Source organism: Streptomyces antimicrobicus, from assembly GCF_020532625.1.
Lineage (GTDB): Bacteria > Actinomycetota > Actinomycetes > Streptomycetales > Streptomycetaceae > Streptomyces > Streptomyces antimicrobicus.
The window spans coordinates 1-25,236 of sequence record NZ_JAJAUY010000053.1 but is presented as its reverse complement, the minus strand read 5'-3'; the positions used below and the strand labels follow the sequence as shown (position 1 = coordinate 25,236).

At 73.0% G+C, this 25,236-nt stretch carries 25 protein-coding genes and 1 tRNA gene; 15 read left to right on the top strand and 11 right to left on the bottom strand.

The genetic code is table 11. The annotated features are described in order from the left end of the window. Positions 1 to 12: 12 nt before the first annotated feature. The 4 genes from LG632_RS15545 to LG632_RS15530 are packed head-to-tail and all read left to right on the top strand — an operon-like array spanning position 13 to position 5,153. Positions 13 to 1,494 (top strand): pyridoxal phosphate-dependent decarboxylase family protein, encoded by a 1,482-nt coding sequence (locus LG632_RS15545; protein ID WP_226727725.1) that lies wholly within the window; start codon positions 13 to 15, stop codon positions 1,492 to 1,494. Beyond that, positions 1,478 to 2,779, top strand: coding sequence for a lysine N(6)-hydroxylase/L-ornithine N(5)-oxygenase family protein (locus LG632_RS15540; RefSeq protein ID WP_226727723.1), 1,302 nt, complete (start codon positions 1,478 to 1,480; stop codon positions 2,777 to 2,779). Before LG632_RS15545 ends, LG632_RS15540 begins: the two co-directional genes overlap by 17 nt. Next, entirely contained in the window at positions 2,776 to 3,375 is a 600-nt protein-coding gene (locus tag LG632_RS15535) for a GNAT family N-acetyltransferase (RefSeq protein ID WP_226727721.1), read from the top strand. The genes LG632_RS15540 and LG632_RS15535 overlap by 4 nt, the downstream gene beginning before the upstream one ends. Next, a complete protein-coding gene (locus LG632_RS15530; protein ID WP_226727719.1) occupies positions 3,372 to 5,153 on the top strand; it encodes an IucA/IucC family protein in 1,782 nt (593 codons plus the stop codon). The genes LG632_RS15535 and LG632_RS15530 overlap by 4 nt, the downstream gene beginning before the upstream one ends. A gap of 123 nt (positions 5,154 to 5,276) precedes the next feature. Here the strand turns inward: LG632_RS15530 and LG632_RS15525 are convergent, their stop codons facing one another. After that, complete coding sequence (locus LG632_RS15525) at positions 5,277 to 6,896, bottom strand: beta-N-acetylhexosaminidase (RefSeq protein ID WP_226727717.1); 1,620 nt, start codon at positions 6,894 to 6,896, stop codon at positions 5,277 to 5,279. Positions 6,897 to 6,949: 53 nt separating this feature from the next. Between LG632_RS15525 and LG632_RS15520 the strand changes: the two genes are divergently transcribed. From LG632_RS15520 to glmS, 3 genes are all read left to right on the top strand, one after another. Next, positions 6,950 to 7,843, top strand: coding sequence for a DUF4429 domain-containing protein (locus LG632_RS15520; RefSeq protein ID WP_226727715.1), 894 nt, complete (start codon positions 6,950 to 6,952; stop codon positions 7,841 to 7,843). Positions 7,844 to 7,972: 129 nt separating this feature from the next. Further along, positions 7,973 to 8,248, top strand: a complete 276-nt coding sequence (locus tag LG632_RS15515) for a hypothetical protein (protein WP_226727754.1) — start codon at positions 7,973 to 7,975, stop codon at positions 8,246 to 8,248. An 81-nt stretch (positions 8,249 to 8,329) separates the two neighbouring features. Further along, positions 8,330 to 10,147, top strand: coding sequence for a glutamine--fructose-6-phosphate transaminase (isomerizing) (gene glmS / locus LG632_RS15510; protein WP_226727713.1), 1,818 nt, complete (start codon positions 8,330 to 8,332; stop codon positions 10,145 to 10,147). A gap of 138 nt (positions 10,148 to 10,285) precedes the next feature. Here the strand turns inward: glmS and LG632_RS15505 are convergent, their stop codons facing one another. Together LG632_RS15505 and LG632_RS15500 are read right to left on the bottom strand one after the other, a co-directional pair. Beyond that, on the bottom strand, positions 10,286 to 10,852 hold the full coding sequence (locus LG632_RS15505; RefSeq protein WP_226727711.1) for a GPR1/FUN34/YaaH family transporter: 567 nt from the start codon (positions 10,850 to 10,852) through the stop codon (positions 10,286 to 10,288). 98 nt (positions 10,853 to 10,950) lie between these two features. Next, positions 10,951 to 11,481 (bottom strand): universal stress protein, encoded by a 531-nt coding sequence (locus tag LG632_RS15500; protein ID WP_226727709.1) that lies wholly within the window; start codon positions 11,479 to 11,481, stop codon positions 10,951 to 10,953. Between the two features lie 295 nt (positions 11,482 to 11,776). On the opposite strand from LG632_RS15500, the gene LG632_RS15495 reads away from it, so the two are divergent. The 4 genes from LG632_RS15495 to LG632_RS15480 all read left to right on the top strand — a co-directional run bounded on the left by LG632_RS15495 (position 11,777) and on the right by LG632_RS15480 (position 14,588). Then, positions 11,777 to 12,187: a hypothetical protein gene (locus LG632_RS15495; protein ID WP_374203486.1), complete on the top strand. Its 411-nt coding sequence runs from the start codon at positions 11,777 to 11,779 to the stop codon at positions 12,185 to 12,187. Between the two features lie 375 nt (positions 12,188 to 12,562). Beyond that, complete coding sequence (locus LG632_RS15490) at positions 12,563 to 13,729, top strand: helix-turn-helix domain-containing protein (protein WP_226727707.1); 1,167 nt, start codon at positions 12,563 to 12,565, stop codon at positions 13,727 to 13,729. 87 nt (positions 13,730 to 13,816) lie between these two features. Then, entirely contained in the window at positions 13,817 to 14,419 is a 603-nt protein-coding gene (orn, locus tag LG632_RS15485; RefSeq protein ID WP_226727705.1) for an oligoribonuclease, read from the top strand. Between the two features lie 96 nt (positions 14,420 to 14,515). Further along, positions 14,516 to 14,588: transfer RNA gene (locus LG632_RS15480), tRNA-His, on the top strand. A 73-nt stretch (positions 14,589 to 14,661) separates the two neighbouring features. Here LG632_RS15480 and LG632_RS15475 read toward each other — a convergent pair. Continuing rightward, entirely contained in the window at positions 14,662 to 15,483 is an 822-nt protein-coding gene (locus tag LG632_RS15475) for an NAD(P)H-binding protein (RefSeq protein WP_226727703.1), read from the bottom strand. 108 nt (positions 15,484 to 15,591) lie between these two features. On the opposite strand from LG632_RS15475, the gene LG632_RS15470 reads away from it, so the two are divergent. Further along, on the top strand, positions 15,592 to 16,065 hold the full coding sequence (locus LG632_RS15470) for a MarR family winged helix-turn-helix transcriptional regulator (protein WP_226727701.1): 474 nt from the start codon (positions 15,592 to 15,594) through the stop codon (positions 16,063 to 16,065). 181 nt (positions 16,066 to 16,246) lie between these two features. Here the strand turns inward: LG632_RS15470 and LG632_RS15465 are convergent, their stop codons facing one another. From LG632_RS15465 to LG632_RS15450, 4 genes are all read right to left on the bottom strand, one after another. Then, on the bottom strand, positions 16,247 to 16,546 hold the full coding sequence (locus LG632_RS15465) for a hypothetical protein (protein WP_226727699.1): 300 nt from the start codon (positions 16,544 to 16,546) through the stop codon (positions 16,247 to 16,249). Positions 16,547 to 16,612: 66 nt separating this feature from the next. After that, complete coding sequence (locus LG632_RS15460; RefSeq protein ID WP_226727697.1) at positions 16,613 to 17,326, bottom strand: NADPH-dependent F420 reductase; 714 nt, start codon at positions 17,324 to 17,326, stop codon at positions 16,613 to 16,615. Between the two features lie 115 nt (positions 17,327 to 17,441). Beyond that, positions 17,442 to 18,812: a HAMP domain-containing sensor histidine kinase gene (locus tag LG632_RS15455; protein ID WP_226727695.1), complete on the bottom strand. Its 1,371-nt coding sequence runs from the start codon at positions 18,810 to 18,812 to the stop codon at positions 17,442 to 17,444. 100 nt (positions 18,813 to 18,912) lie between these two features. Beyond that, positions 18,913 to 19,599: a response regulator transcription factor gene (locus tag LG632_RS15450; RefSeq protein ID WP_226727693.1), complete on the bottom strand. Its 687-nt coding sequence runs from the start codon at positions 19,597 to 19,599 to the stop codon at positions 18,913 to 18,915. A 69-nt stretch (positions 19,600 to 19,668) separates the two neighbouring features. Between LG632_RS15450 and LG632_RS15445 the strand changes: the two genes are divergently transcribed. After that, on the top strand, positions 19,669 to 20,244 hold the full coding sequence (locus LG632_RS15445) for a hypothetical protein (RefSeq protein ID WP_226727691.1): 576 nt from the start codon (positions 19,669 to 19,671) through the stop codon (positions 20,242 to 20,244). 3 nt (positions 20,245 to 20,247) lie between these two features. Here LG632_RS15445 and LG632_RS15440 read toward each other — a convergent pair whose 3' ends face one another. Further along, a complete protein-coding gene (locus LG632_RS15440) occupies positions 20,248 to 21,114 on the bottom strand; it encodes a spermidine synthase (protein ID WP_374203485.1) in 867 nt (288 codons plus the stop codon). A gap of 162 nt (positions 21,115 to 21,276) precedes the next feature. Further along, positions 21,277 to 21,753 carry a hypothetical protein gene (locus LG632_RS15435; RefSeq protein WP_226727687.1) on the bottom strand — a complete coding sequence of 159 codons (477 nt, stop codon included), beginning with the start codon at positions 21,751 to 21,753 and terminating at the stop codon, positions 21,277 to 21,279. A 237-nt stretch (positions 21,754 to 21,990) separates the two neighbouring features. Between LG632_RS15435 and LG632_RS15430 the strand changes: the two genes are divergently transcribed. After that, complete coding sequence (locus LG632_RS15430) at positions 21,991 to 23,319, top strand: NsdA family TPR-like regulatory protein (RefSeq protein ID WP_226727685.1); 1,329 nt, start codon at positions 21,991 to 21,993, stop codon at positions 23,317 to 23,319. A 103-nt stretch (positions 23,320 to 23,422) separates the two neighbouring features. Here the strand turns inward: LG632_RS15430 and LG632_RS15425 are convergent, their stop codons facing one another. Beyond that, positions 23,423 to 24,019 carry a histidine phosphatase family protein gene (locus tag LG632_RS15425; RefSeq protein ID WP_226727683.1) on the bottom strand — a complete coding sequence of 199 codons (597 nt, stop codon included), beginning with the start codon at positions 24,017 to 24,019 and terminating at the stop codon, positions 23,423 to 23,425. A 192-nt stretch (positions 24,020 to 24,211) separates the two neighbouring features. Here LG632_RS15425 and LG632_RS15420 point away from each other — a divergent pair. Continuing rightward, a partial coding sequence (locus tag LG632_RS15420) for a hypothetical protein (protein WP_226727681.1) occupies positions 24,212 to 25,236 on the top strand: 1,025 nt, incomplete at its 3' end.

Below are 25,236 nucleotides of genomic sequence, written 5' to 3'. Positions count from 1 at the left end.
GAGGAACTGTTGATGCGTTCGCATCTGCTCAATGAGACGACCGCTGACGACTACCGGCGTTGCGTCACCGAGGGCGTCGAACGCGTGGCCGCCAAACTGGCGTCCACCGACAAGCCCCACACGGGCATATCCGTCGACGAACTGACCCCGGTCATCGCCGGCATCGACCTCGACCGCCCGCTGAACGACCCGGCCGCGGTCCTGGACGAACTGGAAGAGGTCTACCTGCGCGACGCGGTCTACTTCCACCACCCGCGCTACCTCGGCCACCTCAACTGCCCGGTCGTCATCCCCGCCGTCCTCGGCGAGGCGGTCCTCTCGGCCGTCAACTCCTCCCTCGACACCTGGGACCAGTCCATCGGCGGCACCCTCATCGAGCGCCGGCTCATCGACTGGACCGCCGGGCGCATCGGCTTCGGCGCCGGCGCCGACGGCGTGTTCACCTCCGGCGGCAGCCAGTCCAACTTCCACGCCCTGCTGCTCGCCCGCGACGAGGCCTGCCGCCTGGTGATGAAGAACAGCGAGCGCGAGCTGCCCAAGGCCGAGGTCCTGCCCAAGCTCCGCATCTTCGCCTCCGAGGTCAGCCACTTCAGCGTCAAGAAGTCGGCCGCCATGCTGGGCCTGGGCTACGAGGCCGTCATCCCGGTCCCGGTCGACCGCACCAAGCAGATGGACACCTCCGTGCTCGCCCTGGAGCTGGAGAACTGCGTCCGCGAGGGCCTCTTCCCGATGGCCGTCGTCGCCACCGCCGGCACCACCGACTTCGGGTCCATCGACCCGCTCCCCGAGATCGCCCGCCTGGCCGCCGAGCACTCCGCGTGGATGCACGTGGACGCCGCCTACGGCTGCGGACTGCTGGTCTCCCCCACCCGCCGGCACCTGCTGGACGGCATCGAGCTGGCCGACTCGGTCACGGTCGACTACCACAAGTCCTTCTTCCAGCCGGTCTCCTCCAGCGCCGTCCTGGTGCGCGACCGCGACACCCTCCAGCACGCCACCTACCACGCGGACTACCTCAACCCGCGCCGCATGGCCGAGGAGCGCATCCCCAACCAGGTGGACAAGTCCATCCAGACCACCCGCCGGTTCGACGCCCTCAAGCTGTGGATGACCCTGCGCGTGATGGGCGCCGACGGCATCGGCGAGCTGTTCGACGAGGTCTGCGCACTGGCCGCCGAGGGCTGGAAGCTCATCGACGCCGACCCGCGCTTCGAGGTCGTCGTCCAGCCGCAGCTGTCCACGCTGGTCTTCCGCTACGTCCCCGCGGGCGAGGTGCGCCCCGACCTGGTCGACGAGGCCAACCTGCACGCCCGCAAGGCGCTGTTCGCCTCCGGCGAGGCCGTGGTCGCGGGCACCAAGGTGGACGGCGACCAGTACCTGAAGTTCACCCTCCTCAACCCGCAGACCACCACGGCCGACATCGCCGCCGTCCTCGACCTCCTCGCCGCACACGCCGAGCAGTACCTGGGAGAATCCCTTGCCTTCGCCTCGTGAGACCCACGACTTCATCGCCGTCGGCCTCGGCCCCTTCAACCTGGGGCTCGCCTGCCTGACCGCGCCGATCGAGGAGCTGAACGGGCTCTTCATCGAGTCGAAGCCGCACTTCGAGTGGCACGCCGGGATGTTCCTGGACGGCGCCCACCTCCAGACGCCGTTCATGTCGGACCTGGTCACGCTCGCCGACCCGACCTCGCCGTTCTCGTTCCTGAACTACCTCAAGGACCAGGACCGGCTGTACTCGTTCTACATCCGGGAGAACTTCTACCCGCTGCGCACCGAGTACAACGACTACTGCCGCTGGGCGGCCGACCGCCTCGACAACGTCCTGTACTCCACCACGGTCACCGAGGTCACCTACGACGAGCGCAGCGAGCTCTACGAGGTCCACACCGACCAGGGCGGCACCCACCGCGCCCGCCGCCTGATCCTGGGCACCGGCACCCCGCCGTACGTCCCGGACGCCTGCGCGGACCTCGGCGGCGACTTCCTGCACAACTCCAGCTACGTGCAGAACAAGGCGGAGCTGCTGCGGAAGAAGTCGATCACCCTGGTGGGCTCCGGCCAGAGCGCCGCCGAGATCTACTACGACCTGCTGTCCGAGATCGACAGCCACGGCTACCGGCTCAACTGGGTCACCCGCTCCCCGCGGTTCTTCCCGCTGGAGTACACCAAGCTCACGCTGGAGATGACCTCGCCGGAGTACGTGGACTACTTCCACGCGCTGCCCGAGGACACCCGCTACCGCCTGGAGACCCAGCAGAAGAACCTCTTCAAGGGCATCGACGGCGAGCTGATCAACGCGATCTTCGACCTGCTGTACCAGAAGAAGGTCACCATGGCCGGGCCGGTCCCGACCACCCTGCTGACCAACACCTCCCTGGGCAGCGCCGCGTACGACACCACCACCGGCACGTACACGCTGGGCCTGCGCCAGGAGGAGCAGGAGCGTGACTTCACCCTGGCCACCGAGGGCCTGGTGCTGGCGACCGGGTACAAGTACCGGGTGCCGGAGTTCCTCGCCCCGGTGCGCGAGCGGCTGAACTTCGACGGCCACGGCCGTCTCGACGCCGCCCGCAACTACAGCGTCGACGTCACCGGCCGGGCCGTCTTCCTGCAGAACGGCACGACGCACAACCACTCGATCACCTCGCCCGACCTGGGCATGGCGGCGTACCGCAACGCGTACATCGTCGCCGAGCTGCTCGGCCGGGAGTACTACAAGGTCGAGAAGTCCATCGCGTTCCAGCAGTTCGCCGCCCCGGAAGGCACCCTCGCATGAGCACCACCGACATCCTCTACACCCGCGAGGACGCCGCTCTCGGCACCTTCGCGATACGCCCGCTGAACCCGTTCGAGGACGCGGAGCTGCTGCACGGCTGGGTCACGCACCCCAAGGCCACGTTCTGGATGATGCAGGACGCCTCCCTGCCCGACGTGGAGCGCGCCTACATGGAGATCGCGGCGGCCGAGCACCACGAGGCGTACATCGGCCTGCACGAGGGCCGCCCGGCGTTCCTGATGGAGAAGTACGACCCGAGCGAGCTGGAGCTCGTCGGCCTGTACGACGCCGAGCCCGGTGACGTCGGCATGCACTTCCTGGTCGCCCCGACCGACACCCCGCTGTCCGGCTTCACCCGCGCCGTCATCACCACCGTCATGGCGAGCCTCTTCGAGGACCCGGCGACCCGCCGTGTCGTCGTCGAGCCGGACGTCCGCAACACCGCCGTGCACGCCCTGAACGAGGCCGTCGGCTTCGTCCCGGAGCGCGAGGTGCAGAAGCCGGAGAAGAAGGCGCTGCTCTCGTTCTGCACGCGCGACCGCTTCGAGGCCGCGACCGGCATCTTCGCGACCGGCAGCGTGGAGGTGTCGGCATGAGCCTGACCGACGCCGTCACCCACCTCACCCCCGAGCTGTGGGCGCGCGCCAACCGCGCCCTGGTCCGCAAGGCACTGGCGGAGTTCTCGCACGAGCGGCTGCTGGCCCCCGAGGAGCTCGGAGACGGCCGGTACGCCGTCCGCAGCGACGACGGCACGGTGGAGTACCGTTTCGCCGCCGCCCGGCACGCCCTGGACCACTGGGCCGTGGACGCCGCCTCGATCACCCGGCACAAGGACGGCGCCGAGCAGCCCCTGGACGCGCTGGACTTCCACATCGAGCTCAAGGACACCCTGGGCCTGAGCGCCGAGGTGCTGCCGGTGTACCTGGAGGAGATCTCCTCCACCCTGGCCGGCTCCGCGTTCAAGTACACCAAGGAGCAGGTCCCGGCCTCGGTGCTCGCCAAGTCCTCCTTCCAGGACGTCGAGACGGGCATGACCGAGGGCCACCCCTGCTTCGTCGCCAACAACGGCCGGCTCGGCTTCGGTGTCCACGAGTACCTCGCGTACGCCCCGGAGGCCGCCAACCCCGTCCACCTGGTGTGGGCGGCCGCCCACAAGGACGTCTCCACCTTCACGGCGGGCGCCGGCCTGGACCACGACAGCTTCCTGCGCGCCGAGCTGGGCGACGCGGCGGTCGAGGGCTTCGCGGCGAAGCTGCGCGCCCTGGGCCTGGACCCGGCGGCGTACCACTTCTTCCCGGTGCACCCCTGGCAGTGGTGGAACAAGACGACGGTCACCTTCGCCGCGGAGATCGCGAACCGCCGCCTGGTGCTGCTCGGCGAGGGCGAGGACGCGTACCTGCCGCAGCAGTCGATCCGCACCTTCTTCAACACCACCACCCCCACGAAGCACTACGTGAAGACGGCCATCTCGGTCCTCAACATGGGCTTCATGCGGGGCCTGTCGGCCGCCTACATGGAGGCCACCCCCGCCATCAACGACTGGCTGCACCAGCTGATCGAGGGGGACGAGGTGCTGCGGTCGGTCGGCTTCTCGATCATCCGCGAGCGGGCGGCCATCGGCTACCACCACCGCCAGTACGAGCGGGCCACCGACCGCTACTCGCCGTACCGCAAGATGCTGGCGGCGCTGTGGCGCGAGTCGCCCGTCGGCTCCCTGCGGGAGGGCGAGCGCCTGGCCACGATGGCCTCCCTGCTCCACGTGGACGCGGACGGCCGCTCGTTCGTCGGCGCCCTGATCGAGGAGTCGGGCCTGACCCCGGCCGAGTGGCTGCGCCCGTACCTGAAGGCGTACCTGCTCCCGCTCCTGCACTGCTTCTACGCCTACGACCTGGCGTACATGCCGCACGGCGAGAACACGATCCTCGTCATCAAGGACGGCGTGGTCCAACGGGCGATCTTCAAGGACATCGCCGAGGAGATCGTGGTCATGGACCCGGAAGCGGTCCTGCCGCCCGCGGTGGAGCGCATCCGCGCGGACATCCCGGAGGACATGAAGCTCCTGTCGATCTTCACGGACGTCTTCGACTGCTTCTTCCGCTTCCTCGGCTCGATCCTGGTGTCGGACGGCATCTGCGACGAGGAGACCTTCTGGCGGGCCGTCGCCGACTGCGCCCACGACTACCAGGCCTCGGTCCCGGCCCTGGCGGAGCGCTTCGAGCGCTACGACCTGTTCGCGCCGGAGTTCCAGCTGTCCTGCCTGAACCGCCTCCAGCTGCGCAACAACAAGCAGATGGTCGACCTCGCCGACCCGTCGGCGGCCCTCCAACTGGTCGGCACCCTCCAGAACCCCGTCGCGCCCTACGCCCGACGGTGACACCGGGGGCGGGCGCCCCTTCCGGAGTACGGTCCCCCGGAAGCGTCGCCCGCCCCCGCACTGTGCCCGCGAAGCCCGGACTGGCCCGCTTCGCGGGCACGGTCGTTCCCGCCCGGGAGCGCGCTACTCCCACGGCACCTCCGGTGCCCGGTGGAAGGCGATGCCCCGGGCGGTCAGGCGCGGGCCCTGGGCGGCCAGGCGGAGGCGGTGGGTCGGCCAGTCCAGGGCGGTGGCGGGGGACCAGGCGAGTTCCGCCAGGGACAGGGCGCGGGGGAAGGCCAGGTGCTCCAGGTCGGGGACGGTGGCGACCGTTTCCGTCCACAGGGCCGACTCGATGCCCAGGACGGCGGATTCCGGTACGTCCGGCAGGTAGCGGCCCGGGTCCCAGGAGTACGCCCGGGGCACCGGGACGTAGCCGGCCCAGGACAGGCCCGGCTTCGTGGTCGTGTCGTACTTCATGTCCAGGTAGGCGTGGTCGGCCGGGGAGAGGATCAGGCGGTGGCCCGTGCGGGCCGCCTCCGCCAGGCGGGTCTTGTCCGCCGCCGGGGTGCGGTCGTGGCCCCAGTACTGCAGGACCGCGCCCGGGGCCGGGCGGGCCGTGGACAGCTGGTGCCAGGCCACGACCGTCTTGCCGTACCGGGCCACCAGCTTCTGGGCCCGGTCCATGAACGCCGCGTAGTCGGCGGCGGAGGTGGCGTGCGCCTCGTCGCCGCCGATGTGCAGGTAGCGGCCCGGGGTGAGGGCGGCGACCTCGCGCAGGACGTCGTCGACGAACGCGTAGGTGCGCTCCTTGGCCACGCACAGGGAGCTGAAACCGACCTTGGTGCCGGTGTAGCGGGCCGGGGCCCGGCCGTCGCAGTTCAGCTCGGCGTACGAGGCCAGGGCGGCGTGGGTGTGGCCGGGCATGTCGATCTCCGGGACCACCTCGACGTACCGCTCGGCCGCGTACGCCACCAGCCGGCGGTAGTCCTCGCGGCTCCAGGACCCGCCCGGTCCGCCGCCGACCTCGCTCGCGCCGCCGTACGCCGCCAGCCGCGGCCAGGAGGGGATGTCCAGGCGCCAGCCCTGGTCGTCGGTCAGGTGCAGGTGCAGTGTGTTGATCTTGTACTGGGCGAGCTGGTCGACGTACCGCTCCACCTGTTCGACGGTGAAGAAGTGGCGGGCGATGTCGAGCATCGCCCCGCGGTACGCGAACCGCGGCGCGTCCGTGATCCGCCCGCCCGGGACCACGGCCCGGGTCCCGGGCACCGGCAGCAGCTGGCGCAGCGTCTGCACGGCGTGGAAGAGGCCGGCGGGGGTACGGGCCGTCAACGTCACCGCCCGAGGGGCGGATTCCAGCCGGTAGCCCTCCTCGCCCAGCACCGCCGGGTCCGCGGCCCGGTCGAGCCGCAGCACGATGCCGCCGCCTGCGCCGCCGGCCCCGGGGCCGGCGACGACCGGCAGCGGGAAGCCGCTCGGACCGCGCAGCTCCTCGGCCAGCCGCTCGCCGATGCGGCGCACCTCGCCGTCGCCGGCGGGGGTGCGGACGACCGTGCCGGGGGTCAGGGCGTAACCCGGCCCGCCGCTCTGCGCGCTCACCGGGGCGGGCAGCAGGCGCTCGTACGGTCCGAGCTCGGCGACCCGGCGCGGGCCGCCGGAGCGCCGGTCGCCGGGGCGCCCGTCGTCCCCGGCGCCGCGGGCGGCGGTGCAGGAGAGGGTGGCCGCGAGGGCCAGCAGGGCGGCGCAGGTGCGCAGGACTCTCATACAACCCGGATACAGGTCAACTCCCTTGCGGGAGGCTTTGCGAGAATCTCTGGATGGCGGAAATCATCCAGAAGGACGGCACCTGGACCTTCGACGGCGACGCGGTGCACATCGTGCCGGGCCGCGACAAGGGGGTCGGCCTGCTGCGGCAGACGCTCGGCGCGGTGACCGTCCCGTTGCGGGCCCTGGCGGGGATCAGCTACGAGCCGGGCCGTAAGGCGGGCCGGCTGCGGCTGCGGCTGCGCGACGGCGCGGACCCGCTGCTGCAGGTGACGGCGGGGCGGCTAGCGGAGTCCTCGGACCCGTACGTGCTGACGGTGGAGTCGGACCGCACGGGCGTCGCGGAGTACTTCGTGGACGAGGTGCGCAACGCGCTGCTGCTGGAGCAGGTGGACCCCGGGCCGGTCGGGCACTACCTGCTGCCCGGCCCGGCGGTTCCGATCACGGCGGGCGCCGGGGACGGCACGGCGGCCTTCGACGGCAGCCGGGTCTCGCTGTCGTGGAACTGGAAGACGGAGGAGGCCAAGAGCTCGGGCGGCCCGCGCAGCTTCCGCGTGGAGGACCTGAAGGCGGTGGAGTGGTTCCCGGCGGCGGGGCTGGAGAACGGCTACCTCCGCTTCACCCTGGCCAACAGCACCTCCTCCGCTCCCGAGCCCAAGTACGACCCGCACGCCGTGGAACTCTTCGGGTTCAAGAAGGACCCGCTGATGGCGCTGGTGGCGGCGGCCGTGCTCGTCCGCATGCCGCACCCCTCCGCCCCGGCCGCGCCCGCCGAGGCACCGCCGGTGCACGAGCTCGCGGCGGGCCCCGAGCCCGGCCCCGCCCCCGCCGAGGACCACGACGCCCTGCTGCGCCGGCTGCGGGAGCTCGGGGAGCTGCACCAGTCGGGGATCTTGACGGCCGACGAGTTCACGGCGGCGAAGCAGGCCGTGCTGCGGCGGTTCTGAGCCCCGGGACCCCGCTCACGGCGCCGCTGTGACGCGTTTCTCCGCGTTTTCTGGTCCAGACCAGAGGGATCCTGCCCGATTTCGGGCAGGATCTTTGCGTTCCAGAGCGTGAGACGTCACTATCTACGGGTGCTCGACCGCCGCCCGTCGCATGACGATCTTGTCGACCACCTGGTGCGCAGCACCGCGCTCCAGCGCGGGGAGGCCGTCCGGGTGGTGCTCGACGTGCTGGCGTACTTCGACGAGACGACCGAGGAGTTCGTCCGCCGCCGCCACCGCGAGCTGCAGTCCGGCGGGGCGGTCAACACGGAGATCTTCGAGCGGATCGCGGCCGAGCTGCCGCACCGCGCCGTGGCGCCGCCGGAGCTCTCGCTCCGCCAGCTGCGCCGCATCGTCTACGGCTGAGGCCGCGGCCGGCCGGGCACGGCCCGCCGCCGCGTGCGCGGCACGGGCACCAGGACAGGGACCTTCAGGAGGGGCAACTCTATGTGCGGAATCGTCGGTTACATCGGCAGGCGCGATGTGGCACCGCTGCTGCTGGAAGGCCTGCAGCGGCTGGAGTACCGCGGGTACGACTCCGCGGGCATCGTCGTCAACAGCCCGAAATCCGGCGCGCTGAAGATGGTCAAGGCCAAGGGCCGCGTCCGGGACCTGGAGGCGCGCGTCCCCAAGCGCTTCGCGGGCACCACCGGCATCGCCCACACCCGCTGGGCCACCCACGGCGCCCCGAGCGACATCAACTCGCACCCGCACCTGGACCCCGAGAACAAGGTCGCCGTCGTCCACAACGGCATCGTCGACAACGCCGCCGAGCTGCGCGCCAAGCTGGAGGCCGAGGGCGTCGTCTTCGCGTCCGAGACCGACACCGAGGTGATCACCCACCTGATCGCCCGCTCCCAGGCCGAGAGCCTGGAGGAGAAGGTCCGCGAGGCGCTCAAGGTCATCGAGGGCACCTACGGCATCGCCGTCATGCACGCCGACTTCGCCGACCGCATCGTCGTCGCCCGCAACGGCTCCCCCGTCATCCTCGGCATCGGCGAGAAGGAGATGCTCGTCGCCTCCGACGTGGCCGCCCTCATCGCCCACACCCGCCAGGTCGTCACCCTGAACGACGGCGAGATGGCCACCCTCAAGGCCGACGACTTCCGCACGTACACCACGAGCGGTACGACGACCAACGCCACCCCCGAGACCGTGGAGTGGGAGGCCGCCTCCTACGACATGGGCGGCCACGACACCTACATGCACAAGGAGATCTCCGAGCAGCCCGACGCGGTCGACCGCGTGCTGCGCGGCCGGATCGACGACCGCTTCAACACCGTCCACCTGGGCGGCCTGAACCTGGACCCGCGCGAGGCCCGCGCCATCCGCCGGGTCAAGATCCTCGGCTGCGGCACCTCCTACCACGCCGGTCTGATCGGCGCCTCGCTGATCGAGGGCATGGCGCGCATCCCGGCCGACGCCGAGCCGGCGTCCGAGTTCCGCTACCGCAACCCGGTCGTGGACCCCGACACCCTCTACATCGCCGTCTCGCAGTCCGGTGAGACCTACGACGTGCTGGCCGCGGTGCAGGAGCTCAAGCGCAAGGGCGCCCGCGTCCTCGGCGTGGTCAACGTGGTCGGCTCGGCCATCGCCCGCGAGGCCGACGGCGGCGTCTACGTGCACGCCGGCCCCGAGGTGTGCGTGGTGTCCACCAAGTGCTTCACCAACACCGTCGTCGCCTTCGCGCTGCTCGCCGTGCACCTCGGCCGGATCCGGGACCTGTCGGTGACCGACGGCAAGCGGATCATCGAGGGCCTGCGCAAGCTGCCCGCGCAGATCCAGGAGATCCTGGAGCAGGAGGAGGACATCAAGAAGCTGGCGGCGCAGTACGCCGACGCCAAGTCGATGATGTTCATCGGCCGGGTCCGCGGCTACCCGGTCGCCCTGGAGGCCTCCCTCAAGCTCAAGGAGATCTCCTACATCCACGCCGAGGCGTACCCGGCCTCCGAGCTCAAGCACGGCCCGCTGGCGCTCATCGAGCCGTCGCTGCCGACCGTCGCGATCGTCCCCGACGACGACCTGCTTGAGAAGAACCGCGCGGCGCTGGAGGAGATCAAGGCGCGCAGCGGCCGGATCCTGGCGGTGGCCCACCGTGAGCAGGAGAAGGCGGACCACACCATCGTCGTCCCGAAGAACGAGGACGAGCTGGACCCGATCCTGATGGGCATCCCGCTGCAGCTGCTGGCGTACCACACGGCGCTGGCCCTGGGCCGGGACATCGACAAGCCGCGCAACCTGGCGAAGTCCGTCACGGTCGAGTAGTCGGGCGCCCAGCCGGCACGACGAACCGGCACGCCGAAACGCCAGGACCAGCCGGCACGGTCGGCCGGCACGACGCGGCCCCTCGTGCGTCCACCGCACGAGGGGCCGTCGCCGTTTCCCCGTTGGTGCCCGAAGGCCTCAGCTCGCCGCGGCCGTCCGGCGGGAGGCCCGGCCGAGAGCCATGGGCCAGCCCGCGAGGGCGGCCGTGGTGCCGTACCAGGCGAGCAGGCCGGTGACGGCCGCCACCCAGCCGCCGGCCTTGCCCAGCGCGCCGTTGTCGACGAAGGCGCCTGCCGCCAGCAACAGGAGGGCCAGGAAGAGCAGCCCGTACAGACCCTGGCTGAACAGTCCGCTCGCGGCGCTCGCGGCGAGGGTCAGCGCGAGCATCGCGAAGAGCACCAGAAACGTTCCGGCGGCGTGGTCGGAGACCTTGTCCCCGGCTCCGCTGGCCCAGGTGAACCAGAAGGCGCCGAGCCCGGCGAAGGCGGTGCCGTTGAAGCCGTCGCCGCCGCGGAACTCCAGGAGTCCGAGGAGGAAGAGGGCGATCCCACCGACGAAGGTGGCGAGGGAAACGGAATCCGCCGCGGATACCCCGCTGACCACTCCGGTGTGGCCGATTCCGAACGCGAGAAGGGTGAGACCCAGGGCCAGGTGCCCCAGGGTCGACGTGGAGGCCTTGCTTCCCGCGGTGACGTCGTTGTCCACGGCGGGGCTCCCTTCGATCTGCAGTTTTGTGCTGCTACCCAGCGAGATTTATCTACCCTTCACATGCGGGCACAACCGCACAATTAGCGATCGCCCGGTCACGGAATGACAACGACGGGGCGCTGGGCGCGCTTGGCGAGCCGGCCGGCCACCGAGCCGAAAATCCGCCCCACGAGGCCGTGAGTGGAACCGACCACGATGGCGTCGGCCGAGTATTCGCGGCCGACCTCCTCCAGCTCGTGGCAGATGTCCCCGCCGCGCTCCACGAGGATCCACGGAACCTCGGTCAGGTAGTCGGCGCAGGCCAGCTCCAGCCCGAGGACCTCGGTGCGGTGGTCCGGCACGTCCACGAAGACCGGCGGCTCGCAGCCGGCCCACACGGTCGTGGGCAGCCGGTTGGCCACGTGCACGATGATCAGCCCCGAGCCGGAGCGCCGGGCCATGCCGATCGCGTAGGCCAGGGCGCGTTCACTGGAGGTCGAGCCGTCGAAGCCGACGACGACACCGTGCCGGAAGGCCGGGTCGCACGGATGGCGTGCCTCTTCCACCGCGCGCAGGTCGGCCGACACGGGGTCGGCGAGGCGCTTGCGCTTGCGGTGCGCGGGTTCGGGAGATTCGTGACCGGCCATGGGTGTCTCGGCGAAGAGTCCTCAGTATTCGGCAACGGAGGGTGACGGGACGGGAGTCCGGGAAGCATCTTCCCAGGCCTTTACCCACCAGGGTACGGCGACACTCCTGTCCTGCACAGGGCTTGTGGCCCTAGGAGAGCGTCCCAGGGAGCATGCATGAGAGGGGCCGCCTTGGCAATGGCCGCTGGCCCCTACAGGCAGTGACGAGCCACCCGTGCGCGCAGTGACCGCGGCCCCTGGCGCCGCGTTGGACCAGGCGTCCGACCCACCGGTCAAGAGACCCAGGGAGCCCACCGTGCCCGGTCGTCCGGTCCACCCCGGCCAGCCCGCTCAGCCGACGCCGCCCGGCCACCACGCCGCCCGCCACCCCGTTCACCCGTCCGTGCAGTCCGCACGCCGGCGTCCGCAGGACGACCCTGCGGGTGACGTGGTCCGCTGGGCGGCATTCAGCTGCCTGCTCGTGCCCGTGGTGCTGGTGGTCTACGGGACCTCCTTCGGCGGGGCCGCGGTGGCGACGCTCGGCCTGGTCGCCGTGACCGCCGCGTGCCGGGTGATGCTGCGCCACTCCGAGAAGGCCGAACGGGCCGCCGCGCGGGTCGCGGGCGCCGAGCAGCCGGCCTCCGGACACCGCGGCCGGCACTCGCGGACGGGGTCCGGCGCGCACCGGGGATGCCACGGGTCCGGCGGGATCTCCCCCCACGACTGACCGGTTCGTACACCCGCGCCCGCACGTTTTCAGCCAACTTCGCGATCCGTGGCAATCGTTGTCGGAATGTCCACCCGACCCCACTACCACCAGCGACGACAGCTCAGGGGGGCCGCGGCGACCCTATGCGTACAGGCCACAGGCGGAAGGCGCACTTCCCACCAAGGTCGCGGAGTGGAACGCTTCCTGATCGAATGCTTTTCGCCAAGTTGCCAAGTCGACATAGCGGTGCGTGCTGAACTTGTCACGCCGACACCACGCGACGCAGTAGATTCGATCATGTATTTACGGCGGGGGAACACGTGCAAGGCCGAGGGGAAACGTGCAGGTGCGACCAGACCAAGGAGTCGCGACACCCAAGGGGGGCTTAGCGCCATGAGCCAGGACTCCACCGCCGTCGTCACGGACGCCGGCCGGAAGCTCGCGGGGCGCCGCCGCAGGGAAATTGTCGCGGTGCTGCTGTTCAGCGGCGGTCCGATCTTCGAGAGTTCCATTCCACTCTCCGTGTTCGGCATTGACCGGCAGGACGCGGGAGTTCCACGCTACCGACTGCTCGTGTGCGCCGGTGAGGACGGTCCGCTGAGGACCACCGGCGGACTCGAACTGACCGCGCCGTACGGGTTGGAGGCGATCGCCCGGGCAGGCACGGTCGTCGTTCCGGCCTGGCGGTCGATCACGTCACCGCCCCCTCCGGAGGCGCTCGACGCACTGCGTCAGGCGCACGAGGAGGGCGCCCGGATCGTCGGACTGTGCACGGGGGCCTTCGTGCTCGCCGCCGCCGGTCTGCTCGACGGGCGGCCCGCGACGACGCACTGGATGTACGCGCCGACGCTGGCCAAGCGGTATCCGTCCGTCCATGTCGATCCGCGCGAGCTGTTCGTGGACGACGGTGACGTCCTCACCTCCGCGGGCACCGCGGCCGGAATCGACCTGTGCCTGCACATCGTGCGCACCGACCACGGCAGCGAGGCCGCCGGGGCGCTGGCCCGCCGGCTCGTCGTCCCGCCGCGGCGCACGGGTGGCCAGGAGCGCTACCTCGACCGGTCGCTGCCGGAGGAGATCGGCGCCGACCCGCTGGCCGAGGTCGTCGCCTGGGCCCTGGAGCACCTCCACGAGCAGTTCGACGTGGAGACGCTCGCCGCCCGGGCGTACATGAGCCGGCGGACCTTCGACCGCCGCTTCCGCTCGCTGACCGGCAGCGCGCCGCTGCAGTGGCTGATCACCCAGCGGGTGCTCCAGGCACAGCGGCTGCTGGAGACCTCCGACTACTCGGTCGACGAGGTCGCCGGACGCTGCGGCTTCCGCTCGCCGGTCGCCCTGCGCGGGCACTTCCGGCGGCAGCTGGGGTCCTCCCCGGCGGCCTACCGCTCCGCCTACCGGGCGCGCCGCCCGCAGGGCGACAGCGTCCCGGAGATCTCCGGGAACCCGGTCCCGCACCAGCGCACTCCGCAGCCCCAGCGGGCGGCGGCGGCCCTGGCCGCGACCGGTCCGACGGTCACCGAGCTGTACGCCCCGGGCCGTGCCCTGCGTGAGCACGCGTAACCGCGGCACCGCGTAGTACCCGAGGTCCCCGTACCGGCCACCGCCGGGCGGGGACCTCGTGCGTAGGGGTCCCCTAAGGTGGGACGCATGAACGATCGCATGGTGTGGATCGACTGCGAGATGACCGGGCTCTCGCTGACGGACGACGCACTTATCGAGGTGGCCGCGCTGGTCACCGACTCGGAGCTCAACGTGCTCGGCGAAGGCGTGGACATCGTGATCCGCCCGCCGGACGCCGCGCTGGAGACCATGCCCGACGTGGTGCGCCAGATGCACACCGCCTCCGGCCTGCTCGACGAGCTGGCCGGCGGAACCACCCTGGCCGACGCCGAGGCCCAGGTCCTGGCGTATGTCCGGGAACACGTGAAGGAGCCCGGCAAGGCGCCGCTGTGCGGGAACTCGGTCGGCACCGACCGCGGCTTCCTGCTGCGGGACATGCCGACGCTGGAGAACTACCTGCACTACCGGATCGTGGACGTCTCCTCGATCAAGGAGCTGGCGCGCCGCTGGTACCCGCGGGCGTATTTCAACAGCCCGCCCAAGAACGGCAACCACCGTGCGCTCGCGGACATCAAGGAGTCCATCGCCGAGCTGCGCTACTACCGCGAGGCCGTCTTCGTGCCGCAGCCCGGACCCGACTCGGACACCGCCCGGGCCATCGCCGCCAAGCACGTCCTGCCCGCCGAATAGCGACCCGGAGCAGGGGGTGGTGGGAAAGGGGGGAGCGAGCACCCTCTCCGACCCTGTACCCTTTTCTTCGGCCGGTCGGAAAACCGACCGGACATGGTGGGTGTAGCTCAGCTGGTAGAGCACCTGGTTGTGGTCCAGGTGGCCGCGGGTTCGAGTCCCGTCACTCACCCTGTTGGAGGGCCCTGGCCCCGCTTCGCGCGGGCCGGGGCCCTTCGCGTTGTCCGGGCCCGCCCCCGGCGGCCTCAGGCGGAGAACGCGGCGGAGTGCTCCTCGGCCCAGGACTGGAAGGTCCGGGCCGGGTGACCGGTCAGCCGCCGGACGTCGTCGGTGATCTCCACCGGCAGGCCGTCGTGGGCGGCCCAGTAGGCGAGCAGCGCATCGGCGTAGGGACCGGGTATATGGCCCTCCACGCCGGTCTTCCACTCCTCGGGCGTGACGCACTCGTACGGCACCGGCCGCCCGATCGCCCCGCCGAGGATCGCCAGCTGGGCGGCGAACGTCAGCGACTGCGGCCCGGTGAGGGTGTACGCCCGGCCGGCCAGGGCCGGGTCGGTGAGCGCGGCGAGGGCGGCCTCGCAGAGATCGGCCTCGTGGACCGGGTCGGCGTACGCGCCGGGGTACGGAAGGCGTACCGGTGTGCCGGACCGCACCGCGTGGGCCCAGCCCCGCGCGTTGGTGGCGAAGGCGCCGGGGCGCAGCAGGGTGACGGTCAGCGGCGAGGCGAGCAGGGCCTCCTCGACGGCCAGGTGCGAGGCCGCGAGCGGGCTGTCTGCGGCGTCCTCGGCCAGGACGCTCGCGGAGGACAGGAGCACGACGTGCTCGACGCCCGCGGCGACGGCCTCCTTGGCGAAGGCGTCGATCGCGGCGGCCTCGGCGTAGAGGAAGACCGACCGGACGCCGTCGAGGGCGGCCGGGAAGGTCGCGGGGTCGGTGAGGTCGCAGTGGACGGCGCCGGGCGTGCCCGGCTCGCGCGACGCGAGACGGAAGCGGATCCCGCGCTCGGACAGCAGGGCGGTGAGGCCGCGGGCGACGGCGCCGCGTCCGCCGGTGACGAGGATGGACATGGAAGGCTCCCCCAGGACGGTGCGCCAGGGCTACAATCTCCATGACGCAGACTATTCGCGACGCACAATCTGCGTCACGCAGACAAATGTGAAGCCTGGGAGCAGCCCATGTCAACCGATATCCCTCGTTCGGGTGAGTGGACCCGTGCCGAGCTCATGGCACGCGTGGTGATGGAGAGCCAGCGGCACTACGCGGACTACACCGTGTTCAACCAGGCCATGGCCGACCGCGTGGGCCTGCACCCCACCGACATGCAGTGCGTGGCCCTGCTCGACATGGAGCCGCATCCGGTCAGCACCGGCGACATCGCCCGCCTCACCGGACTGACCTCGGGCTCCGCCACCCGCCTCGTGGACCGCCTGGTCAAGGCGGGCATCGTGGAACGCCACGCCGACCCCCACGACCGCCGCCGCTCCCTCGTGGCCCTCGCCCCGGACGCCCGCAACCGCATCTCGCAGGCCTGGGAGACCCCCGGCCAGGCCTTCGGCGCGGTCCTGGCCACGTACTCCGACGACGAGCTGGCCGTCATCGCCGACTACCTGCACCGCACGGCCGACGAACCCGCCGCGCCGGCCTCCTGACAGCCGCCACCGGCCCGGAGGGCCCCGCCACCGGCCCGCACACCGCCCCGCACGCCCGGCCCGCACGCCCGCCCCGCACGCCCGGCCCGGTCACCCGCCCGCCCCCGCCCGGCCACCGCCCCACGCGTACGCCCTCGCCGACCCACTCGGCGAGGGCGTAGGGAAGAACGCGGCCCAGGGCTCAGCGCGTCGCGGCCAACTGGCTCAGCCCCTTCTCCAGCTCCTCGGCGTTCATCACGGGAGCCACCTCGATCTCCGCGTTGAACTGCATGAACAGGTCCTCCAGCATCGGCGGCAGCTGCGAGCTGTCCGCCAGGTCGAAGACCATCCAGCAGGTGCGCACGCCCTCCGACAGACCGAAATAGGCGGCCTCCGGCTTCAGCCTCTCCATCAACTTCTTGACCGTCTGAGGCAGCGCCCCGCTCTTGAGGCCCTCGTTGCCGGCCTGGGTGTCGATGTGGGCCCGGAGCATGACTCTCATGCGTGACTCCTTCCGTCACGACCACGGTCCGGCGCCCCCTCGGAGGCGGCAACATCTGGCCGCCCGTCAGTGGCCGCCCCACGCCCCCGGCCCGCCGGCCCCCTGGATGTGGAAGTTGAAGTCGGTGTGCCCAAGGGCGCCCATCAGCCGCAGCCACAGCGGCAGCACCATCTCGGCGCCGCGCGCGGTCTCGATGCCGCCGAGGTCCAGGACGCTCGCCTCGGGCCAGCCGAACGAGTACAGCAGCTCCCGCGCGCTCTTCTTGGCCTCGGCGTCGTCCCCGGACAGGAACACGTGGTGCTCGCCCGCGACCCGCCCCGGGTCGACCATGACCTGGCAGTTCATGGTGTTCAGCGTCTTGACCACGCGCAGCGCCGGGAAGGTCCGCTGGATCCGCTCCCCGAGGCTGTCGTCGTTCACCGGGTCCAGACCCGGCGGGAGGCCGCGGGAGAAGTCCAGCGGATTGGCGACGTCCAGCAGCACCTTGCCCTCCAGGTGGGCGGCGCCGGCCGCGGCCAGCGCCTCGATGCTGACCTGCCCGGCCGTGGCGTTGACCAGGAAGTCGGCGTGCGCGGCGGCCTCCTCGAACCGGGCGAGCCGCACCCCGGTGTGCTCCGCCTGCCAGAGCGCGTACGGGGCGACCCCGGTCGGGGTGGTCTCCGTACGGGCGAGGGTGTCGGCGGGGTCGCGGGTGCCGATGAGCACCTCGTGGCCGAGGGAGTCGAGCTTGGCCGCGAGGGTGCGGCCCACGATCCCGGTGCCGAGGACGGCATAGCGCATGGCGGGGAGTTCCCTTCGTCGGGCAGCTGCGCGGAACGAGGTGGTCCGGCAGGTGTGCGGAACGCCCGACCAGCTTGCCCACCGGCGGGCGGAACACGCGGCAGCCAGGGCCGGTTCAGCCCCGCCGCTTGCGGCGTCCCCGGCGGCCGGCCGAGCCGCCCGCCCCGCCCCGCCCGTCCAGCCCGATCCACATCCGCACCTCGGTCCCCCCGAGCACCGAGCGCCCCAGCCGTACGTCGCCCCCGGTGGACTCGGCGACCCGGCGGACGATGTCCAGCCCGAGGCCCGTGGAGCCGTCGCGGGCCCCGTCGTTGCCGCGCCGCAGTGCCGCGTCCGGATCGGTGATGCCGGGGCCGGCGTCCGAGACCAGCACGATCACGGCGTCCCCGGCGTCGTGCGCGTCCACCGCGAACGGGGTGCCCTCGGGGGTGTGCCGGAAGACGTTGCCCAGCAGGGCGTCCAGCGCCGCCGCCAGGTCGGCCCGGGCGACCGGGATCCGGGCCGGCCGGTCGACGCCCGCCAGCCGCACGGTGCGGCCCTCGTCCTCGGCCAGCGCGGACCAGAAGGCCATCCGCTCGCGGATCACCTCCGACGCGTCGCAGCCGGCGCCCGTGCCGCCTTGGTGCGCGGGGCGCTGTTCGCGCGCCGTGCGGATGATGGTGTCCACCTCCCGCTCCAGCTGCTCGACCGCCGCGCGGGTCTGGTCGGCTGCCGGACCGTCGCCGAGCGAGGCCGCGTTGAGCCGCAGCACGGTCAGCGGGGTGCGCAGGCGGTGCGAGAGGTCGGCGGCGAGCTCCCGCTCGTTGGCGAGGAGTTCGACGACCTGGTCGGCCATGGCGTTGAAGGCCACCGCCGCCGACCGCAGTTCCTTGGGGCCGCCCTCGGGGACCCGCGCCCCCAGCCTGCCCTCCCCCAGCTGGTGGGCGGCGTCGGCGAGCCGTTCGGCGGGCCGCACGAGCCGGGCGCCGAGCCGGTCGGCGACCGCCACCGAACCGACCACGAGCGCCAGTCCGACACCGGCGAGGACCAACCAGGCGGTGGCGACGCCGTTGCTGACCTCGCTCTCCGGTACGTAGATCTCGACCACCGCGATGTCGCCGGAGCCGATGGCGGTCGGCTGCAGCAGTGCCGAGCCGCCGCCCGCGACCGAGGCGGTGGTGGCGCGGCCGTAGTCGCGGGTGCGCTCCACGTCGGCGGGCGCCGCCCGGCCCCGGCCGATGGTGACGGGGGCCCGCCCGCCGACGCCGGGCACGTGGACGGCCATCCGGTCCGCCGCGCCCGTCTGCGTGGACTCCACGGCCCGGCGCAGCTGCTGCGGGTCGGTGGTGATGGACAGGGTGGGCCCGATGCTGGCCGCCTGCCGCTCGGCGTTGGAGAACGCCCGGTCGCTGGCCATCTCCTGGACCACCAGCCCGAGCGGCACGGCGAAGGCCACGACCACCATGGTGGTGACCGCCAGGCACACCTTGACCAGCGCCCACCTCATGCCCGTCGGCTCGCTTCCGCGCCCGCGCGGCGCACCGGCGCGGGCGGCGCGGCCGGCGCGACCGGCGTCGTCCGCGGCCGGACGGCCGCGCGTGCGCCGCTCACGCCGGCGGCTCCAGCTTGACGCCGACGCCCCGCAGGGTGTGCAGATAGCGGGGGTTGGCCGCGGTCTCGCCCAGTTTGCGGCGCAGCCACGACAGGTGGACGTCGATGGTCTGGTCGTCGCCGTACGACTGCTGCCACACCTCGGCCAGCAGCTCCCGGCGGGCCACGACCACGCCGGGCCGCCCGGCGAGGAACGCCAGCAGGTCGAACTCGCGCCGGGTCAGGTCCAGCACCGCCCCGTCCAGCTCGGCCGACCGGCGCAGCGGGTCGATGGTCAGGCCCCCGACCCGCAGCACGCCCGACGGCGGACCGTCCCCGGCGGCCCGGGAACGGCGCAGGACGGCGGCCATCCGGGCGGACAGGTGCTCCACGGAGAAAGGTTTGGTCAGGTAGTCGTCGGCGCCGGCGTTGAGCAGCCGGACGATCTCGGCCTCGTCGTCCCGCGCGGTCGCGATGATCACGGGTACGTCGGTGATCCCGCGCAGCATCTTCAGCGCCTCGGACCCGTCCAGGTCGGGCAGCCCCAGGTCCAGGATCACCACGTCGAACCGGTGGTGGGCGACCTCGCGCAGCGCCTCCAGGGCCGTGCCGACGCTCCGTACGGTGTGGGAGGCGTCGGTCAGGTGCCGGATCAGCGCGGAACGTACGAACTGGTCGTCCTCGACCACGAGCACACTTGCCATGGCCCGCACCCTAGGCCATCCGGGGGACGCCGGGAGGGCCCGGGCCGGGTCCGGTGCGGGTGGTGCAGTATGGGCGCGATGCACAGAGGACTCGTCCACGCGTTCGCGTGGCTGCTGGCGACCGGGGCGGCGGTGACGCTGTCCTGGTGGGGCGTGCGCACGGTCATGTCCGGCACGGCCTACGACCGCCCGCTCGCGGTCCCGCTGACCACGCGCCCGCTGTCCTCCTCGCCGTACGGCGGCGACGGCGGCGCGGCGGGCGGCGGCGCGCAGCCGTCGGCCTCCGGCCCGTCCGCCTCGCCGAGCGGGGCAGGGACGTCGAGCCCGTCGCCCACGCCCTCGCCCTCGTCGTCGCGGCCGGCGGTGAAACCTTCCGCCGGCCGGTCCGCCGACCCGTCGCGCGACGACGGCGCGGGCGCGGGCGGCGAGGTGAAGGGGTACACCGTCGCCGGCGGCCGGGTCGTCTTCGCCCTCGCGGAGGAGTCGGCCGAGCTGGTCTCGGCGACCCCGGCGGGCGGCTGGCGCATCCAGGTGTGGAAGCAGCCGTACTGGATCCGGGTCACCTTCTCCCGTGACGGCCGCGAGTCGTCGGTGTTCTGCACCTGGCACGACCACGCCCCGACCGTGCAGCTCGACGAACGCTGAGCCTCAGCGGAACACCGACGGCGGGGGCACCGGCGAGGCCACCGCGGTCGCGTCCGCGACCGGGACCGCGCCGCCGGTGAAGTCCACCAGTTCGCGGCCGTGCAGCACCCGCCCCGGGTGCGGGTCGCTCGCCACCCGCCGGGTGAACTCGGGCACCGGCAGCTCGTGGTCGGCGGCCACCAGCACGGCATTGCCGAAACGTTTCCCCCGAAGCACCACCGGGTCCGCCGCCAGCGCCAGCCGCTCGAACCGGGCCGCGGCCGTGGCGATCTGGCCGCGCAGGTGCGCCAGCGGCGGGCCGTCGGCCAGGTTGGCCACGTACCAACCGGTCGGCGCGAGGGCCCGCCGCACGTCGTCCAGGAACTCGGTGCTCGTCAGGTGCGCCGGGGTGCGCGCCCCGCTGAACACGTCGGCGATCACCACGTCCGCCCAGCCGTCCGGCACCTTGGCGAGCCCCGCCCGCGCGTCGACGGCGCGGACCCGGACCCGGGCCTGCGGATCGAGCGGCAGGTGCTCGCGTACGAAGGCCACCAGGCCGGCGTCGATCTCCACGACCTGCTGGGCGGAGCGGGGCCGGGTCGCGGCGGTGTAACGGGCCAGGGTGAACGCGCCCCCGCCCAGGTGCAGCACGTTCAGCGGCTGCCGCGCCGGAGCCGCCAGGTCGAGCAGATGGCCGATGCGCCGCTGGTAGGCGAAGTCGAGGTGCGTCGGATCGGCCAGGTCCACATGGGACTGCGGGGCTCCGTCGATCAGCAGGGTGAAGGCCCCGGGCCGCTCGCGGTCCGGCGCCAGCTCGGCGGTGCCGCCGTCCACCGGCGCCACGCGCACCTCGTCCGCCACCCGCCCACCACTACGTCTACCTCGCGCCACACCCTCAGTATCGCCGGGCTACGCGCCTGGGGAGCAGAGCGGGGCCGGGGCGCAGGGCGGGGGCCGGGGGCGTAGAGCGTGAGGTGCGGCGCGGACCGGCCCGATGTCCCGATCAGGCCGGGGCGGCGCGACCCGTGGCCCGTGGCCCACCGGCCGGCGGCCTCATCGGCAGTTGTCGGCGGCCTCGATCAGCCGGGCCGCCTCGCCGAGCGCCGCGCGCAGCACCGCGGGGTCGGTCAGCGAGCCGGTGACCTCCGGCGGCAGCAGCCAGCCGGTGCTGTCCGCGGCGGGGACGTCGCCGAACCGCATGCCGCGCCCGTCGGTCTGGGTGCACGCACTGCCCGGCAGGTCCCACGCGTCGGCCGTGCCGGGCGGGACGAGGAAGCCGAGGGTGTCGCCCGAGTCGTCGTGCAGGACGGGCCCCACGCCACCGGCGGGGGTGGGCGCGGCCCGGCGGATGATGTCCACCGCCTCCAGCCCCTGCCGGGTGGGGACGGTCACCAGGTCGGGAGCGACCGGCTCCGCGAGGACCGAGGACGCCCAGCCGTACTCGGGCCCGTAGACGGGCCCGGAAGCGGGCACGGGCCCGGGCGCCGGCGCGGCCGCGGCGGCGCCGGCGTTCGTTCCGCTGCTCTCCATACCGCCCTCCGACAAGGGAACCCCTCCTCGATGCTCGACTCCGCATGGTTCAACGCGCGGGAACGTCAACGGTGGCGGCGCAACGACGCCGCAAAGGATGGCAGTTCATGGCGGATCGCGGGTGAGATATCCGTTTTGTAGCCAAACACCGCATGCGCCGCCCGGGCCTGGCGGTACGTTCATGCGCGCCGGACACCCCACCCGTCACCGGCATTCCTCACCGGAGAGGACACGTCCATGGCGGCGTCCCCCTATACGCCCAACGCGGCGTTCCGGCAACTGCGCGGAGCGCACTCACCCGCCGAGTTCGCGGCTCTGGTGCGCCGGGCCGCACGGGAGATCGGAGAAACGGTTTCCTGCGACGCCCGCTACGTCGGCCGGGTCGAGTCGGGGGAGATCCGGTGCCCCAACTACGCCTACGAGCGGGTGTTCCTGCACATGTTCCCCGGCCGGACCCTGGCCGACCTCGGGTTCTCCCCGCGCGAGGCGGTCCGCGGCCGCGCCGCGCGGCCCGCGCCCCCCTCCCCCCGGAGCTCCCCCTCGTCCCGACCCTCCCACCCCTCCAAGGAGAGCGACGTGCTGCGTCGCGCGTTCATGGCCGGCGGTTCCGCGAGCGTGGCGGCCGCGACCCTCACCTTCAACCTGCTCGGCGACCAGCGCCGGCCCGTGGCGCGGGCCGGGGAGAGCGAGGCCGCCGCGGTGGAGGACGCCGTACGGCAGATCCGGCTGCTGGACGACCGGCACGGCGCGGACGGCCTGTACCGCAGGGCCACCGAACCGCTGCGCGCCGCCTACGCCCTGCTGGACGCCGGGGCCACCCGGCAGTCCACCGAGGACCGGCTGCACGCGGGGGCCGGCGAACTGGCCCTGTCGGTGGGCTGGCTGGCGCACGACTCGGGCCGGTTCGACGACGCGCGTTCGCACTACGCCGAGGCGCTGGCCACCGCCCGGGTGTCGGGGGACGCGGCGCTGGAGGCGCACGCCTTCAGCAACACGGCGTTCCTGGCCCGGGACTGCGGCCGGCCGCGCGAGGCGGTCCGGGCGGCGCAGGCCGGGCAGCGGGCGGCGCGGGGGCTGGGCTCGGCGCGGCTGCTGTCGCTGCTGTGCCTGCGGGAGGCGTGCGGCTGGGCCGGGTTGGCGGACCGTTCGTCCTGCGAGGAGGCACTGGGCCGGGCGCACCGGCACTTCGCCCGCGGGAGCTGCCCGGCGGACCCCGCGTGGATGTCGTTCTTCGGCGAGGCCGAGCTGGAGTCGCTGGAGGCCGCGTGCTGGGCGGCGCTCGGCGAGCACGGCCGCGCCGCCCGGCACGCGCGGCGCGCGGCCGACCTCCAGGACCCGCACTTCGCGCGGAACGTCGCCCTCTACACCGCCGAGCTGGCCGGGCACCTGGCCCGGGCCGGGGCGCCGGAGGAGGCGGCCTGGGCCGGGGGGCGGGTGCTGGACCTGCTCACCGAGGTGCGCTCCACCCGGATCCGCGCGAAGGTCGCGGACACCGCGCGCACGCTCGTCCCCCACCAGCGCACGCCGCGCGTCTCGGCCTTCCTCGACCGGCACGCCGCCGTCTGAACCGCGCGGCCGACCCCGGGGCCTGCGCCACACCGACGCCCCGCGCCGCGCCGTGCGACACCGCCGTGCCGCGCCGTGCCGTGCGGCGCAGCACCGCGCGCCGCTACCCGTCCAGGTGCCCGGTGTCGTTCCAGCGCTCCAGCGCCGGCGCGCCGTACGCCCAGCCCAGCACCGACAGCGACGTCGGGTCGAGCCGGATGCGGGCGCCGAACGAGGCGTCCAGGCCGAGCCAGCGGGCGGCCAGGGTGCGCAGGATGTGGCCGTGCGCGAAGACGAGGACGTCCCGCTCGGCCGAACGCGCCCAGGCCACGACCTCGTCGGCGCGGGCGGAGACGTCGGCGACGGACTCACCGCCGGGGACGCCGTCGCGCCAGATCAGCCAGCCGGGGCGGACGGCCTGGATCTCGGCCGGGGTCATGCCCTCGTAGTCGCCGTAGTCCCACTCCATGAGCGTGTCCCAGGGCTCGGCGCGGACGCCGAAGCCGGCCAGCTCGCAGCTCTCGCTCGCACGCGCCAGCGGGCTGGTGCGCACCTCCACGCCGGGCAGTCCGTGCCAGGGGCCGTCGGCGAGCCGCTCGCCGAGCAGCTTGGCCCCGCGCCGCCCCTCGTCGAGCAGCGGGACGTCCGTGCGGCCCGTGTGCTTGCCGGACAGCGACCAGGCGGTCTGCCCGTGGCGGGCCAGCAGGATGCGGGGGGACATGGCGGCTTCTCCCGGTGGGTCGGGTTGTCGGGATTTTCACCCGTTGGCTCGTCCGACCATCATCCATCACATGAACACGGGGCACCCGGGCCGGTCGGTTCGCGGGCCGCAATGCCTGCTTTTCGAAGGCCGTCCCGCTCGATTTCGGCCGCGGCGCCCCCGTTGTCAGTGGCGGATGGGACACTTCCGCGGGTGAGCTCCCACCTGCCCAGCGGCCCACCGCAGACGACGACACTCCGGCAGCGGCTCGCCGACCTGCGCGGCCCAGCGGTGCCGCCCCGGCCGCTCGACGCCCGCGCGCTGGCGGCGCTCGCCGCCAACCCCGGATGCGGCAGACGGGCCCTGCTGGACGGGGCCGGGGTGGACAAGACCGCGCTCGCCTCGGCGCTCGGCACGCCCGCCTCGTTCGGCCAGTCGCAGTTCGCCCTGATCCGCGGGAACTCCTTCGAGGCCCGGGTCAAGGGCGACGGCGGGGCCGAGCTGCTGCGGCTGGTGCACGAACGGCTCGGCGGCGGCGCGGTGCCGCCCGGCCGCGACGCCCGGGTCCCGGACCTCACGGCGGCCGGGCCCGAGGGCCGGGCCGCCCGGACCGCGCTGGCGCTGCGCGAGGCGACCGCGGCCGGCGCCTGGACCCTGCTGGACCACCCGATGCTGGCCCTGGAGGTGGCGGGCACCCCCGCCTACCTGGAGCCGGACGCGGTCGTGGTGCACCCGGACGGCCGCTGGACGGTCGTCGAGATCAAGTCCTTCCCGATGATCGACGGCGCGGCGGACCCGGCCAAGGTCGGCGCCGCCGCCCGGCAGGCCGCCGTGTACGTGCTGGCGCTGGAGAAGACCGCCGACCTGCTCCCCGCCGCCACGGTCGGCCACCTGGCGCTGCTGGTGTGCCCCAAGGACTTCTCCAACCTCCCCACCGCCGCCGTCATGGACGTGCGCAAGCAGCGCGCCGTCACCCGCCGCCAGCTGGGTCGGCTGGCCCGCGTCGAGGACCTGGCCGCCGCGCTGCCGGCGGGGCTCAGCTTCGACCCGGCCCGGCCCGCCGAGGAGCTGACCGAGGCGGTGGCCGCCGTGGACGCCGCCTACGCGCCCGAGTGCCTGGCCGCGTGCGAGCTGGCCTTCCACTGCCGGCAGCAGGCGCGGCAGGCGGACGCCGTCGGCGCGCTGGGCCGGGCCGTGCGCGGCGAACTGGGCGCGCTGACGACGGTCGGCGCGGCCCT

Bases quoted from the DNA above. Each gene is read 5' to 3' on its own strand.
- LG632_RS15545 (WP_226727725.1), top strand. From the start codon at position 13: ATGCGTTCGCATCTGCTCAATGAGACGACCGCTGACGACTACCGGCGT.
- LG632_RS15535 (WP_226727721.1), top strand. From the start codon at position 2,776: ATGAGCACCACCGACATCCTCTACACCCGCGAGGACGCCGCTCTCGGC.
- LG632_RS15530 (WP_226727719.1), top strand. From the start codon at position 3,372: ATGAGCCTGACCGACGCCGTCACCCACCTCACCCCCGAGCTGTGGGCG.
- LG632_RS15525 (WP_226727717.1), bottom strand. From the start codon at position 6,896: ATGAGAGTCCTGCGCACCTGCGCCGCCCTGCTGGCCCTCGCGGCCACC.
- LG632_RS15520 (WP_226727715.1), top strand. From the start codon at position 6,950: ATGGCGGAAATCATCCAGAAGGACGGCACCTGGACCTTCGACGGCGAC.
- glmS (WP_226727713.1), top strand. From the start codon at position 8,330: ATGTGCGGAATCGTCGGTTACATCGGCAGGCGCGATGTGGCACCGCTG.
- LG632_RS15500 (WP_226727709.1), bottom strand. From the start codon at position 11,481: ATGGCCGGTCACGAATCTCCCGAACCCGCGCACCGCAAGCGCAAGCGC.
- LG632_RS15490 (WP_226727707.1), top strand. From the start codon at position 12,563: ATGAGCCAGGACTCCACCGCCGTCGTCACGGACGCCGGCCGGAAGCTC.
- orn (WP_226727705.1), top strand. From the start codon at position 13,817: ATGAACGATCGCATGGTGTGGATCGACTGCGAGATGACCGGGCTCTCG.
- LG632_RS15475 (WP_226727703.1), bottom strand. From the start codon at position 15,483: ATGTCCATCCTCGTCACCGGCGGACGCGGCGCCGTCGCCCGCGGCCTC.
- LG632_RS15470 (WP_226727701.1), top strand. From the start codon at position 15,592: ATGTCAACCGATATCCCTCGTTCGGGTGAGTGGACCCGTGCCGAGCTC.
- LG632_RS15465 (WP_226727699.1), bottom strand. From the start codon at position 16,546: ATGAGAGTCATGCTCCGGGCCCACATCGACACCCAGGCCGGCAACGAG.
- LG632_RS15460 (WP_226727697.1), bottom strand. From the start codon at position 17,326: ATGCGCTATGCCGTCCTCGGCACCGGGATCGTGGGCCGCACCCTCGCG.
- LG632_RS15455 (WP_226727695.1), bottom strand. From the start codon at position 18,812: ATGAGGTGGGCGCTGGTCAAGGTGTGCCTGGCGGTCACCACCATGGTG.
- LG632_RS15450 (WP_226727693.1), bottom strand. From the start codon at position 19,599: ATGGCAAGTGTGCTCGTGGTCGAGGACGACCAGTTCGTACGTTCCGCG.
- LG632_RS15445 (WP_226727691.1), top strand. From the start codon at position 19,669: ATGGGCGCGATGCACAGAGGACTCGTCCACGCGTTCGCGTGGCTGCTG.
- LG632_RS15435 (WP_226727687.1), bottom strand. From the start codon at position 21,753: ATGGAGAGCAGCGGAACGAACGCCGGCGCCGCCGCGGCCGCGCCGGCG.
- LG632_RS15430 (WP_226727685.1), top strand. From the start codon at position 21,991: ATGGCGGCGTCCCCCTATACGCCCAACGCGGCGTTCCGGCAACTGCGC.
- LG632_RS15425 (WP_226727683.1), bottom strand. From the start codon at position 24,019: ATGTCCCCCCGCATCCTGCTGGCCCGCCACGGGCAGACCGCCTGGTCG.